The 12,281-nt window shown below is 69.8% G+C and carries 15 protein-coding genes and 1 pseudogene; 8 read left to right on the top strand and 8 right to left on the bottom strand.

Going from position 1 to position 12,281, the window contains the following annotated elements; genetic code table 11:
• Window positions 1–13: 13 nt before the first annotated feature.
• Entirely contained in the window at window positions 14–439 is a 426-nt protein-coding gene (locus JS756_RS30520; protein ID WP_205386499.1) for a nuclear transport factor 2 family protein, read from the top strand.
• On the top strand, window positions 436–1,272 hold the full coding sequence (locus JS756_RS30515; RefSeq protein WP_205386498.1) for an NmrA family NAD(P)-binding protein: 837 nt from the start codon (window positions 436–438) through the stop codon (window positions 1,270–1,272). Before JS756_RS30520 ends, JS756_RS30515 begins: the two co-directional genes overlap by 4 nt.
• 241 nt (window positions 1,273–1,513) lie before the next feature.
• On the opposite strand, the gene JS756_RS30510 is transcribed toward JS756_RS30515, so the two are convergent.
• Window positions 1,514–2,068: a hypothetical protein gene (locus JS756_RS30510; protein WP_205386497.1), complete on the bottom strand. Its 555-nt coding sequence runs from the start codon at window positions 2,066–2,068 to the stop codon at window positions 1,514–1,516.
• Between the two features lie 26 nt (window positions 2,069–2,094).
• Between JS756_RS30510 and JS756_RS38115 the strand changes: the two genes are divergently transcribed.
• Both JS756_RS38115 and JS756_RS30505 read left to right on the top strand, forming a co-directional pair.
• Window positions 2,095–2,502 (top strand): DUF5131 family protein, encoded by a 408-nt coding sequence (locus tag JS756_RS38115; protein ID WP_368861124.1) that lies wholly within the window; start codon window positions 2,095–2,097, stop codon window positions 2,500–2,502.
• Window positions 2,406–2,864 (top strand): DUF5131 family protein, encoded by a 459-nt coding sequence (locus JS756_RS30505; protein ID WP_368861123.1) that lies wholly within the window; start codon window positions 2,406–2,408, stop codon window positions 2,862–2,864. Before JS756_RS38115 ends, JS756_RS30505 begins: the two co-directional genes overlap by 97 nt.
• Window positions 2,865–3,132: 268 nt before the next feature.
• On the opposite strand, the gene JS756_RS37150 is transcribed toward JS756_RS30505, so the two are convergent.
• The 6 genes from JS756_RS37150 to JS756_RS30485 all read right to left on the bottom strand — a co-directional run bounded on the left by JS756_RS37150 (window position 3,133) and on the right by JS756_RS30485 (window position 8,256).
• Complete coding sequence (locus JS756_RS37150) at window positions 3,133–3,465, bottom strand: hypothetical protein (protein WP_240204604.1); 333 nt, start codon at window positions 3,463–3,465, stop codon at window positions 3,133–3,135.
• Window positions 3,466–3,498: 33 nt separating this feature from the next.
• Window positions 3,499–4,287, bottom strand: coding sequence for an alpha/beta hydrolase (locus JS756_RS37145; RefSeq protein WP_275892753.1), 789 nt, complete (start codon window positions 4,285–4,287; stop codon window positions 3,499–3,501).
• A 44-nt stretch (window positions 4,288–4,331) separates the two neighbouring features.
• Window positions 4,332–4,616: a DUF6191 domain-containing protein gene (locus tag JS756_RS37895; protein WP_307791241.1), complete on the bottom strand. Its 285-nt coding sequence runs from the start codon at window positions 4,614–4,616 to the stop codon at window positions 4,332–4,334.
• Between the two features lie 183 nt (window positions 4,617–4,799).
• The gene (locus JS756_RS30495) at window positions 4,800–7,052 is read right to left on the bottom strand and encodes an FtsX-like permease family protein (RefSeq protein ID WP_205386495.1); all 2,253 of its coding nucleotides are present in this window, start codon (window positions 7,050–7,052) and stop codon (window positions 4,800–4,802) included.
• Entirely contained in the window at window positions 7,049–7,735 is a 687-nt protein-coding gene (locus JS756_RS30490) for an ABC transporter ATP-binding protein (protein ID WP_205386494.1), read from the bottom strand. The genes JS756_RS30495 and JS756_RS30490 overlap by 4 nt, the downstream gene beginning before the upstream one ends.
• A complete protein-coding gene (locus tag JS756_RS30485) occupies window positions 7,732–8,256 on the bottom strand; it encodes a PadR family transcriptional regulator (RefSeq protein ID WP_205386493.1) in 525 nt (174 codons plus the stop codon). Before JS756_RS30485 ends, JS756_RS30490 begins: the two co-directional genes overlap by 4 nt.
• A 119-nt stretch (window positions 8,257–8,375) precedes the next feature.
• Here JS756_RS30485 and JS756_RS30480 point away from each other — a divergent pair.
• Both JS756_RS30480 and JS756_RS30475 read left to right on the top strand, forming a co-directional pair.
• A pseudogene (locus tag JS756_RS30480) lies at window positions 8,376–8,710 on the top strand (IS701 family transposase); the annotation flags it as partial.
• A gap of 103 nt (window positions 8,711–8,813) precedes the next feature.
• Window positions 8,814–9,059: a hypothetical protein gene (locus JS756_RS30475; RefSeq protein WP_240204602.1), complete on the top strand. Its 246-nt coding sequence runs from the start codon at window positions 8,814–8,816 to the stop codon at window positions 9,057–9,059.
• An 897-nt stretch (window positions 9,060–9,956) separates the two neighbouring features.
• Here the strand turns inward: JS756_RS30475 and JS756_RS30470 are convergent.
• The gene (locus JS756_RS30470) at window positions 9,957–10,490 is read right to left on the bottom strand and encodes a sortase (RefSeq protein ID WP_205386492.1); all 534 of its coding nucleotides are present in this window, start codon (window positions 10,488–10,490) and stop codon (window positions 9,957–9,959) included.
• Window positions 10,491–11,345: 855 nt separating this feature from the next.
• On the opposite strand from JS756_RS30470, the gene JS756_RS30465 reads away from it, so the two are divergent.
• Together JS756_RS30465 and JS756_RS30460 are read left to right on the top strand one after the other, a co-directional pair.
• Window positions 11,346–11,726 (top strand): hypothetical protein, encoded by a 381-nt coding sequence (locus JS756_RS30465; RefSeq protein WP_205386491.1) that lies wholly within the window; start codon window positions 11,346–11,348, stop codon window positions 11,724–11,726.
• 17 nt (window positions 11,727–11,743) lie between these two features.
• Window positions 11,744–12,157: a helix-turn-helix domain-containing protein gene (locus JS756_RS30460; RefSeq protein ID WP_205386490.1), complete on the top strand. Its 414-nt coding sequence runs from the start codon at window positions 11,744–11,746 to the stop codon at window positions 12,155–12,157.
• Window positions 12,158–12,281: the final 124 nt, after the last annotated feature.

Raw genomic sequence — 12,281 nt, 5'->3', positions numbered from 1 at the left:
CTGGAGGATACCCATGTCCGCACCGACCTCCCCGGCGGATCTGTACCGCCACAGCCTGCGACTCCTGCTCGACAAGAACATTCCCGCGTGGGTCGCCCTGTGGGCCGAGGACGGCCTCATGGAGTTCCCCTTCGCCCCCGACGGCTGGCCCCGGCGTCTGGAGGGCAAGGAAGCCGTCGCCACCTACATGCGCCACTACCCCGACCACATCGACCTGCACGACTTCCCCGACCTGCGGATCCACCAGACCACCGATCCGGCGACCATCGTGGTCGAGATGCGCGGCGTCGGCCGCCTGGTGGAGAGCGACGCTCCCTTCGACATGACCTACATCGCCGTCGTGACCGTTCGAGACGGGCACGTGTCCTCCTACCGCGACTACTGGAACCCCCTCGCCGTCCAAGCGCCCGGCGCCGACTTCTCCGGGAGCAGCCGATGACCACCGCCAGCACCACTCTGGTCATCGGTGCCACCGGCACCACCGGAAGCCGCACCGCCGCACAGCTGATGGCCGCGGGGCACCGCGTCAAAGCCGCCAGCCGCCGGGCCACCCCGGTCGCCGGGGCCGAGCCGGTCCCCTTCGACTGGTACGATCCCGCCACCCACGCGGCCGCCCTCGACGGCGTCGACCGCGTCTACCTCATACCGCCCCTGGGCGACTCCGACCCCGCGGCGACCATGCTGCCCTTCCTCGAGCAGGCCCGCATGGCCGGCGTGCACCGCGCGGTGCTCCTGAGTTCCTCGGCCATCCCCGAGGGCGGCCCGGCGGTGGGAACAGTGCACCAGGCCCTGCCCGATCTGTTCGAACAGTGGGCGGTACTGCGGCCCTCGTGGTTCATGCAGAACTTCACCGGCACGCACGTGCACGCCCGCAGCATCCGCGACGAGGGCATCATCTGGACCGCCACCGCGAGCGGCCAGGTCGGCTTCGTCGACGCCGAGGACATCGCGGCCGTCGCCGTGCGTTCTCTGACCGACGAGCAAGCCCCCAACACCGATCTCGTCCTCACCGGACCCGAGGCACTCGGCTACGACGACGTCGCCGCGATCATCACTGAGGTCACCGGTCGGCCCGTGGTCCACCGCCGTCTGCCCTACGAGCAGATGCGCGATCGCCTCACGACGCAGGTGCCGGTGGAGTTCGCCGCAATACTGGCCGACATGGACCGTGCCATCGCCCAAGGGGCGGAGGACCGCATCACCGACACTGTCCAGCGCCTCACCGGTCGACCCCCGCGCACCTTCCGGGCTCTCGTTGAGACGGAGATGTGATGCAGCAGCTGATGTTCCAGGACGATCAGCAGTTCTGGTTCGAGACCCTGCGTAATCTCGGCCTGGCCGTCCACGGAGGCTCGGACGTCGGTGAAATCGTCGCAACCGCCTCCCAGGTCACCTCCGGCTACTACGACGGCCGGCACGACGCCTGGCTGCCCACCGCCGAGCGTCTGGAGCCCGAAGCTCGCGCAAGCCACCCCGTCAGCGCGCGGGACGGGCTGCTGCGGGCTTCTACCTACTACCGGGCGGCCGAGTTCTTCCTCCATGGCACCCCCACGGCCGACGCATCGGCCACGCCTACCAGCGTGGTGTCGCCTGCTTCCGTGATGCCGTCGCCCACCTCTGGGGTATCACTCCCGTGGAGATGCCCTATGAGGACGCCGTATTGCACGGCTACTTCTACCGGGCGGCAGGCGAGGGCCCGAAGCCGACGCTGGTGATGGACAACGGATTCGACGGCGCTGCCGAACCACTGCAGTTCTTCGGCGCCGTCGGTGGACAGGAACGCAGGTGCCACGTCCTGACCTTCGACGGCCCCGGGCAGCCCGCGGCCATCCATCGGAACGGGCTGATCTTTCGGCCGGACCGGGAGAACGTGGTCGGCCCCGTCCTGGACTTCCTCGCCCCGTACCCGGGCGTCGACCCGGCACTCATCGCGCTGCTCGGCGTCAGCCTCGGCGGCTACCTGGCGCCTCGCGCGGCAGCCGATGAGCGGCGCCTCGCAGCCGTCATCGCCCTCGACGGTGTCTTCGACGCCGTCTCCGCCCTGACCGCGCACCTCCCGCTGCTGCACGACGAGGTGGTCCGGCGCGCGGCTGCCTGGCACGACGGGGAACTGGCCCCAATCATCGCCGACGCCCGTGCGCAGAGCCCGACCTTGCGCTGTGGCCGGACCGGCTGGGACTGCCGCTGCGCTGGCGGAAGCCCAAGCGGGTGTTCCTCAACAGCAGGTCGGACTTGTGGCATGACGCGGTGCCTGACGAGTTCGTCGCGGCAGTGTGGACGACGATGTTCTGGACGTCGTCGGATGGGCGGCCGGGACATTGGGTGGATGCCGGCAGGCATCGTGGAGGGGCCGGTTCCAGGGCTGCACACCTACCAAATTCTCACCAAGCGTCCCGGCCGGACGCGTGGTTGGGTGCACCGGTGGGGCGATCGGGATCAGTGTGTCGCCTGGATCGAGGCGGCGGCGGAGCGCGGTCGGTGCGATCACGAGGACGTACCTGAGGCACCGTGTATGCCGGCTGTGCTGCCGAACGCGTGGCTGGGGGGTGCCGGCAGAGAGCCAGCGGTGGGCGAAGGTGCGCCTGCCGCTCCTGGCCGAGACCCCGGCTGCGGTGGGCTTTGCCGGTTGCGAGCCTCTGCTGGGTGCGCTGGACATCCGTCCGTGGCCGGCCGGCGGCCCGGACCGGGTGATCGTCGGCGGCGAGTCCGGCCCCCGGGCCAGGCCCATGGATCCGCGATGGGCACGGTCCATGCGTGATCAGTGTGTCGCGGCTGACGTGTGGCTCTTTTCCAGCAGTGGTGTGTGTGGGCGCCTTCCGGCGCTCTCGCCGCTCTCAACGGGCCCGAGCAAGGTTCCGTCCTGACCGGCGAGCCGGTGAACGACGCTGGTCACCGTATCGAGATGCGGCGTGTGGGCAAAAAGGCCGCGGGTCGGCTGCTGGACGGAGGAGTATGGGCCGAGTCCCCGCGCCCACGTGCCGAGCTGGGGCTGTCGGAGCTGACCGGAGAGATCTGCTGGAAAGGTTTCCGGCTGGCGTTCTGCTCGACGGGGCAGCAAGGTTCTCACCGCGGCTCTTCGCCACCGGCGCGCACGGACCGCGGCGCGGGACGTGAGCGCCGCGGTCCACGGCTTCATGGAAGGAACCTCACCTCCGGGAAGGCCGCGCTCGGACCGTCGAGCAGATGCCCTCGGCGGTGTCGTAGGTGCAGGTCGAAGAAGGCGAGTGGGTAGGCCTGTTGGATCCGTACCGACCGGGCCGGGTCGAGGGTGCCGATCCAGTCCTGGATCTGCTGGTCGGTCATGCCGAGGATCTTGCCTGCCTGCGGGATCAGCGTTGCGTTGTCGCCGTATGAGTTGTGGACGGCCCCATCGGCCTGGATGTCGAGCCGCCAGCCGCGAAGGTGCGTCCAGAACTCGGCGACGTCCGGCATGGCGGCCCGGGTGAATACGGCGGTCATCATCATGAACGGCCGGTCCAGGTCGGCGGTGATGGTCGGCTACATCGGGCCGTCGATGCTGAGCCCGGCTCGGACGCGCCGGTCGGCGAGCAGGGTGAGCGCGGTGGCGGTGCCGCCCTTCGACCATCCGAAGGCGCCGATGCACCGCAGGTCGAGGGCGCCGAGCAGGCCCTGAGGCAGTGTTGTTCCGTCGACGTCGGGGTTGCGGCCGGTGGCGAGCTCCTCCACGCAGTCGAGCAGGAACCGGAGGTCCGTGGCGAAGTCCTTCGGGAACATCGGGACGTCGCCCGGGGTGATCACCCGGCCGTCGGGGAACTCGGTGAATGTGTCGTAGGTGTGGTCGACGGTGACCACGGCGTAGCCGTGGCTGGCGAGTTCCTGGACCATGATGGTGTGGTCGCCGCGGTGGCTGCCCGCGCCGTGCGAGTACACGATGGCGGGCAGGCGACGGCCCATGCGGTGCACGGGCGCGCCCACGTGCCCTGCGGTGAGCGGGCCGAGGGCGGGGTCGAGGACGAAGCCGGCGTCCGTCAGGAACGCCCGCAGCGCGCCCTCGGTCATCCAGGGGGCACGCGGCAGGCCCTCCGCCCTACGGGCGGGATACCAGACGCTGGCCATCAACTCGCGATGATGCCCCGGGCCGGCCACGGGATCCGGACGTGAGGTGTCGACGAGGTGGAGCGGCACCATGCCCACCGGGTGAGGCCCGGTGGGCGGAGGCAGCGTGAGTTGCGCCGGACCGGAGGCGGTCGGAGCCGCCCACGCGCGGGGTGCGACGCCGAGCGGCACGGCAGTCCCGATCCCAGCGGTCAGCGCTGCCCCGAGCATGCGACGGCGGGTCATTGGTGTTCGGCTGTTGGACGCCGTGACGGTCATGAATCCTCCCGAGTCTGGGTTTCTTGGCCGGAAGCGGTCTCGCAGCCTGTGGCACTGGGTGTGGGGCGGCATCGCCATGGCCTCGCGTCAGGTCCTCGACGTCGCTTCGCCTGGGCGGCTGTTTTCGGGCTGATCCTCATGCGGACGATGCCGCTGTCGAGGTCGATCGGCCCGCGGTAGGGGTCGCCCTCGCCCTCGTCGTCGCGCATCCACTCCAGTCGCTGTCGCTCCTCCTGAACATGGCGGGCGCTCGGAAGGAAGACCTCTTCGAGGATGTTCACCGCCGGACACTGCCTTGGTCGGGCCGGGGTTCCCGGCGCCGAGACGGATGGTCCGAAGCGTTGTACATCGTCAAGGCTCTTGGCTGTGGGTGCAGAGACAACCGTTGTCGTGTTGCGAAGAGCTCCATCAGCCCCGGACGCCGATGGGAAGGATGTCCGGGGCCGTAGCGGCGAGTTGGCGTGTCAGCCGTTGCGGGCGGCGTCTGGGCCGGTGATGCGTTTGAGCAGGGGGAGGGTCGAGGCGATGATGCCCAGCGAGGCGACGAGGCCGAGGGCGACGAGCGCGAAGTACGCCACGTCCGGCGACACCAGGTCGTAGTGCATCTGCGATTTCAGGAACAGGGCCGAGGCGGCGAAGGCCGTACCGATCGAGATCGCGGCCACTGCCAGCAGCGGCAGTGTGCTCTCCAGGCCGATGACCCGCTGCAGCAACCGCAGCGGCGCGCCGGTGAGCCGCAGCAACGCGAACGGGCGTCGGCGATCCGACAGGCCCGCAACCACGCTCACCGCCAGACTGCAGCCTGCGATCGGCAGGGTGGTCAGCAGCACCACGTTGGCCAGTTGCCGCCAACCGGCCAGCTGTTGCTGCAATTTGGTGCCCCAGTCGCCCACCGTGCGGGCCTGCTGGTGCGGGTAGGCGGTGGTGAGCTCCGTCCGTACGCGTTCCATGGCGGCTGTCGACCCGTCGGTGGCCACGTAGACCAGTTGCACGGGCAGTTTCGCGACGGCCGCGGTGCTGATCTCGGCGGCGGGCCACGGCAAGCTCGGGTCCGACTGCAGGTTGACGAACGTGTAGAAGTCGACGGCCGCGACACTTGCCCCGGCCGGGCAGCGGCCCACCATGGGAGTCTGCGCCAGGTCGGAGCAGGTCACCAGGGCCGGCGCGCCCAGGGGCGGATCACCGGGGTGGACCCCCCGGTGCACCACCTTGCCGACGCCGTCGGGGTTGGCGTGGACGACCGCCACGCCCCGCACGCCCTGGATCGCGCGCACCTCGGTGAGCAGCTGTGCCGGGACGGCCCCGGCCAGCGGCGCCTCGCCGTCGCTGCCGACCTCCACCACCGTCCGGGTCTGCCGGTCGCCTCCCAGCGTTCCGCGGTAGTCGTTGACAGTGCCGATGATGCTGACTGTCGCGGTGGTCACGAACAGGGCCAGGACGAGGCCGCTGACCGCGCGGAAGCCGGCCTTCGGGTCGTCGGCGAGCCGGCGCACCGCGATCAGGGCGGCCGGGCGTCGGGTGTACCGGGCCACCGCCCGGGCGACGACCATGGTCAGCCACGGCCCGGCGATCACCAGCCCCAGCATCACCACCAGGAAGCCCGGGAGGTAGGCCGCCGTCTGGCCGTTCCCCGTCGCCGGGCGGCGGCCGGCGAAGACGAAGTACGCCAGCTCGGCCAGGCCCGCCAGCAGCGGGATCAGCCGCCAGGCGCGCGGCGGGCGCGGGGTCACCCGGCGGGTCACGCCGAGCGGGGAGATGGTGACGCGGCGCAGTGCGAGGCGCGCCGCGATCGCCGCCGCCACCGGCACGCCGACGGCGACGCCGAGGGCCTGCGGGGTGCTGAGCGTCAGATCCGAGAGGAAGAACCGCTGCTGCCCGGTGAGCGGAATGGTGGCGACCACCGGGCGCAGCGCGGCGTAGAGCCCGAAGCCGACCACCGTCCCGGCGACCGCCGCCAGTGCGGACTCCACCGCCGAGATCACCGACACCTGCCGGGGAGCGGCCCCAGCCAGCCGCATCGCCGCGTACCGCTGCTCGCGCGTGGCAGCGGACAAGCGGGTCGCCGTGGCGATGAAGATCAGCACAGGGAAGATCAGCGCCCCGGCCACCACGGAGGAGATGAGCGTCAGCGCGTCGCCGCGCACGGCGTTGTCCCAGCACTCGTTGTCGCACATGGGTGGCCGGCTACTGGCGATGGTGGTGACCACTCTCGCCCCTGGTGCGCCCTTGAGTTCGGCGGGGGTACGGCCAATGACGGCGATGAGCGAGTCCGGGGAGGCCAGAGCGGCGTCGCCGATCGTGCCGGTGAGCCGCCCGGGGAAGCGGTCGCCCAACTGGTCGGCCGGGGTGTCGCGGATCAGCTTGGCCAGTGCGGGAGAGGCGTAGTACTCGCCGGGCGCCGGCAGGTGCGTGAGGCCGGGTGGGACGGGCGAGGTCGGGCCGGTTGCGGCGACGTCGACCTCGGTGAGGGACTTGCCGTCGTAGTAGTCGCCGTGCGGCCACCACCACACCGGATCAGCATCCGCCCGCTCGGTACGGCTCGCGGCGCCGGTGTCGAGCCACACCTGTCGCTGGTTCGTCCGCTCGACGGCGTTCATGCTGGCGAAAGTCGACAGCAGCAGCCCGACCCCGATGGCGACCGCGGCGGCGATCATGGCCAGCCGGGCGACCGCCTCCCGGCCGCCGCTGACCGCGAGACGGAGCGCGAAGGCGATCACGAGGCGATCCGTCCGGTCGTGAGCAGGCTGGCCCTGCCGTCCCGGACGATGGCCTCCCGGTCGGCATGCGCGGCGACCCGGGGCTCGTGGGTCACCAGGACGACGGTGGTGCCCTCCTCGTGGGCCGCGTCCACCATCAGGTCCATCACCTGCTCGCCGGTCAGCGAGTCCAGCGCCCCGGTCGGTTCGTCAGCGAACAGCACCTTGGGCCGGGCCACCAGACCGCGGGCCAGCGCCACCCGCTGCGCCTGCCCTCCCGACAACTCCCCTGAGCGGCGCCGCTCCAGGCCGTCCAACCCGAGCCGGGTGAACCAGGGCCGGGCCTCGGCGAGCGCGGCCGCCCGGCGTACGCCGGAGAACAGCAGCGGCAGGGCGACGTTCTCCTCGGCGGTCAACTCGGGGACGAGCTGGCCGAACTGGAAGACGAAGCCGAAGGTGTCGCGGCGCAGGGCGCTGCGCTCGGCCTCGTTCAGGGTGTCGATGCGGCGTCCGTCGAAGTGCACCTCGCCCGAGTCGGGGGTGAGGATGCCGGCCAGGCAGTGCAGCAGGGTGGACTTGCCTGAGCCGCTCGGGCCCATCACGGCGAATACCTCGCCGGCCTCGATGGCCAGGCTGGCGCCGCGCAGGGCGGGGGTCTCGCCGAAGGAGAGGGTGAGGTCACGGGCCTCGATGAGGGCGCTCATGTGCGCACCGCCGCTGCCAGCGTATCCATCCGGGCCGTGGTCAGCTCGATCCATCGCAGGTCGGCCTCAAGGTGGAACAGGCCATGGTCGGCGAGCAGGGCGTCGATGATCGGACCGGTGCGGCGCAGCTTCGTCAGCTCGTGCATCCGCTCCAGGTGGGCGGCCCGCTGGGTGTCGAGATATTGCTGGGCGTCCCGGCCGAGCATCAGGGCCAGCACGACTTTGGTGAACAGCACGGTCTGCAAATTGGGTTCGGGGGCCACCGGCTCGGTGAGCCACGTCTCGAACTCCGTCGCCCCTGCCTCGGTGATCACGTAGCGCTTGCGCTCGGGGCCGACCCCGGGCTCCGCCTCGCCGGCGATGACCTTTCCGTCCCGCGCCAGCCGGCCCAGAGTCGTATAGACCTGCCCGTACGGCAGCGGCTTGCCGCGATTGAAGAAAGCGTCGTAGTCGCGCTTGAGGTCGTAGCCATGACTCGGCTCCCGCTCCAGCAGCCCCAACAGGGTGAGAGGAACACTCATGCAAGGACCATACACCGCAGATACACTCTGAGTGTATATCTGCTGAGAGTTCGCTCTGGCGCTGGGACCTCGCATCCGGTTGCCGGCCTGTCACCGGCGACCGGCCTCTCCCTGAACGAGACGGCGTACTGCCCGACTGCTGGCTACTGGTCGAGTGGCCCGAGCACGCCGAGGCGCCCACCGACTGCTGGCTGTCGAGCCTGCCCGCCGACACCCCGATCGCCGACCTGGCCCGCCTGGCCGAGGTCCGCTGGCGCATCGAGCACGACTACCGCGAACTCAAGCGCGGCCTGGGCCTGGACCACTTCGAAGGCTGTTCCTGGCCCGGCTGGCACCGCCACGTCGCCCTCGTCACGCCGCACACGCCTTCCTCCCCGAACAGCGTCTGGCCCCCAAAGCACCTGGACCGCGCTCACCCTGTACCAGATCCTGGGCGCCATCCAGGACATCCTGAGGTGCTGGACCGGCACCTGCGCGACCTGCCACCAACCTCTCCCTGCCAGAACTGCAGCATCAAGATCAATACTGACCTAACGGAGTCCTACTATTCGGCAACAGTGATCGATCTGTTCTCCCGTCGGCTGCTCGGCCACGCGATGGGCGCCCGGCACGACGCCGAGCTGCTGGTGGCCTCACTCAACCGGCGCACCTTTGCCACCCGCACCGAGGCCCGGATCAGGATCGCCACCTGGATCACCGACTTCTGCAACGCCAGGCGGCTGCACAGCGTGTGCGGGTTCAAGAGCCCGATCGACTACGAACGTGACTGCCGAGCCGCCCTCGCCGAGGGACTGGCCGTATAGATCGTCTCCACGCTGCAAGAGGGGATTGACACTTCATCATCCGTCCCGGCGCGGTAGGTGGTGGCCTGGGTGATTGGAACTGCGGCGCTGCTCTCCTCCGACCTGCTCTGACGGCAGGCCAGATGTCTTTCGGGCGGCGCGTTCATGATGTCTGAGAGTTGGAAAGGGTTGCGGTGAGGCACAGGTTTGCCACGCTGATCGTGTGCCTGGTGGTTTCCGCGGTGACACGTACCGCGTTGCCTCAGGTCGCGTATGCGACGTCCGGATCCGGCGATGGTGACGGCAAGGGAATTGTCGATACCGTCAAGGGATGGTTCACGGACGACGACAACGACCACATACTCGGCAAGCCGCCGTCGCACGATGAGCTCGCTGTCGCGGACCGGCAGAAGCTGCCGAAGGGGCGTGAGGAGCCGGCAGCGAAGCGGGTCAAGGTGCTGACCGGGGCGGCGGACGGCGAACGCGCGGTTCTGGCAGTTGTCGGACGGCCGGGTGCAGGCGAAGCTGTCGGCGGTGCCGACCTCCTACCGGGCGCCGGGGTCGAAGTCGTGGAAGGCGATGGACACCACGGTGCGCGCCTCGATCGGGGACGCCATTCAGGTATGTCCGCAGGTCGGCGATGGTTTCCAGCGCGACGGGACGAGAGACGTCCCCCAGCTGTTCCAGGGTGGGAGGGCATGGGGGAAGACGGGTGGGCAGGCATGGACTCGCTCGGTGCTCATACGGATTTGACACCCACATGATCACCAGCGCCCATGCCTGCACTGCTTCCCACACCCGACACCGCTACGAGCCGGCGAGACGTCACATCGCGTGCTCAGCAGGCGAACCGCCCGCCTCGATGGTTCTCGAAGATCCTGATACCAGGTCAAAGCTCGCAAGGGTTGTATAACAGGCTCAGGCAGTTGTCCGGGTGTCCGTGGAGCGTCGACGCCATGTGACCACTCCGCCGGCGACGGCTCCGCCGAGCAGCAGCCCGCCCAGGGCGAGCCGGGAGTTCCGGTCGTCCGGTTCACCGGCTCCGGCGGCCCAGCCGCGTCCCGCGTCGACGCCGCCCTTGGGGCGATCGACGATCTGGTACGTGACGGTCTGTTTGATGCGAGGCGGGCACTTGAGGGTCACGGTGTCCGTGCCGGGGGTGGCATTCTCGGGCACCTTGAACTCGCCCACCAGAACACCCTCCCGGTCGCCCGCCAGGAGGTGGAACTTCCCGCCCGCCTCCGACTCACCCTTGCCGTAGGTCTCCTTGCCGCAGGCGGATGTGGTGACGGTGACGGTCCTGCCGGGAGATGCCTTCCGCGGGCTGAGGCTGACGTCGGCGGTGGACTCGCCGGTGGCCGGTTCCCAGGCGGCGGCCATGGCGGCGGGGGCGGACAGAGTGAGGGCGCCGGTGATCAGGGCGACCTGGGGACCGACGTGTGCGAGACGCATTCCTTCTCCTTCGGTGGAGCTTTCCTGACGGTTTGTCTGCGCGGTGCCTGTGCTGCGCTCCTCGTACGAGGCAAACCCCGGAGTGTGATCGTCGCAACGTGAGAAGGGCGCGCGAATTTAGCCCGGTTGGGTTCCTGGCTGGCGCTTCTGTTCGCATCGCCGCAGGTCACGATGATGGGCGCGACATGAAGAAAGTGACGGTGCCTCAGGGGCGAATGGGCGAGGATTCCGCCCGTCGGATCACTCGTGGTCCCGACCGCTTCGTTTGCGAGCGCCCACGACGCCTGAGTTCAGCAGTTCGTGGGCACGGATGGGTCCCGCGCCCGGCGTCGGTTCAGGTGACGAGGTTGCGGGGTGTCCGGCAGAGAGGGAAAGCGGGCTCTCCTGTCGCTCCCGTGGGTCGCTGACCAGCGCTGATACGCAGAACCCGCCGTAGGAGATCGCGGCGGTCGTCCGCGCCTGGGAAGCAGCAGCGTAGAGCCACCCACACCAAGATCACGGCCCCCTGCACACTCGAGGTGAGGGACGAGGGGCGAGATTCCCCTCGACTACTCGACTACGTCCGCTACCGGCCACGGTTCAGACCGCGTCCAAGGGGGTCGGCTGCACGCTGCTCCTGCGCCCCTACCGCCCCGGCCGGGGCGGCGAAGGAGACGCGACGACGAGCACTCACCCGGGGGCCGGGCAGCGAGCACCGCGCGGGATCACGGTGGGGGAGCTGCGTGCCCTGGCCGCCGAAGCCGCAGGCGGTCGGCACCACCTGGTCGCGGTCCAGACCCTCTCTGCCAGCCTTGGGTGAGACGTTCCGCTTCGTCGGGTTAGCCTGAGAGGGCACGACAGGAGAATCACCCCCTCATGACCAGCACCACCGCCGAGTCCGATCCGGCCCCCAGGCCGAAGCGCCGCACGTTCAGTCCCGAGTACAAGCTGCGGATCGTCGCCGAGTACGACGCCGCGCCCAAGAACGAGAAGGGCGCGGTCCTGCGCCGCGAGCGCCTATACCACTCGCACGTCAAGGAATGGCGGGCCGCGCGGGATGCCGGGGCCCTGGAGAAGCTGGTTGACAAGCGCACCAGCCCGGCGAGGCCGAAGAAGCCGGCTGCCGAGGCGGAGAACGAGAAGCTGCGCCGTCAGGTGGAACGGCTTCAGAAGGAACTGGCCCGGAACAAGGCCGCGCTGGAGGTCATGGGAAAAGCTTCCGCGCTCTTGGAAATGATCTCCGAGGGCGCGGACTGAACGCTGCCGCCGACCCGGTGGTCGACGACGCGTTCACCGGCGTCGAGGGCAAGCTCGGTGTCACGGCGGCCTGCCGGCTGACCGGCCGCTCCCGGGCCACCCACTACCGCCGGCTGCGGCCCCCGCCCGGGCGAAAGCCCAGGAAACCGCAGGTCCAGCCCTCGGCCCTCACGCCCGAGGAGCGGGCGGCGGTCCTGGAGCTGATGAACTCGGGCGAGTACGCCGAGCTGCCGCCCGCGCAGATCTGGGCCCGCGAGCTGGATGCCGGGCGCTACCACTGCTCCGTCTCCACGATGTACCGGATCCTGCGCGAGAAGGGGCAGGCCGGTGAACGCCGCCGCCAGGCCACCCACCCGGCGAAGACGGTGCCCGAGCTGGTCGCCACCGCACCCTCGCAGGTGTTCACCTGGGATATCACCAAGGCGGCCTGAGGTTCCCCCTGTCGGCCGGACAGCTTGATACTGGGACGGATGGTCCCGGAGGAAGCAGTCACAGGTAGTGAGTAGCAAGAGCAACATGGGTAAGCGGTACACGGCCGAGTTCAAGCGGGACGCG

The organism is Streptomyces actuosus, from assembly GCF_016921115.1.
Lineage (GTDB): Bacteria > Actinomycetota > Actinomycetes > Streptomycetales > Streptomycetaceae > Streptomyces > Streptomyces actuosus_A.
The sequence above is the reverse complement of the archived record's forward strand: the minus strand, read 5'-3'. Positions and strand labels throughout refer to the sequence as shown.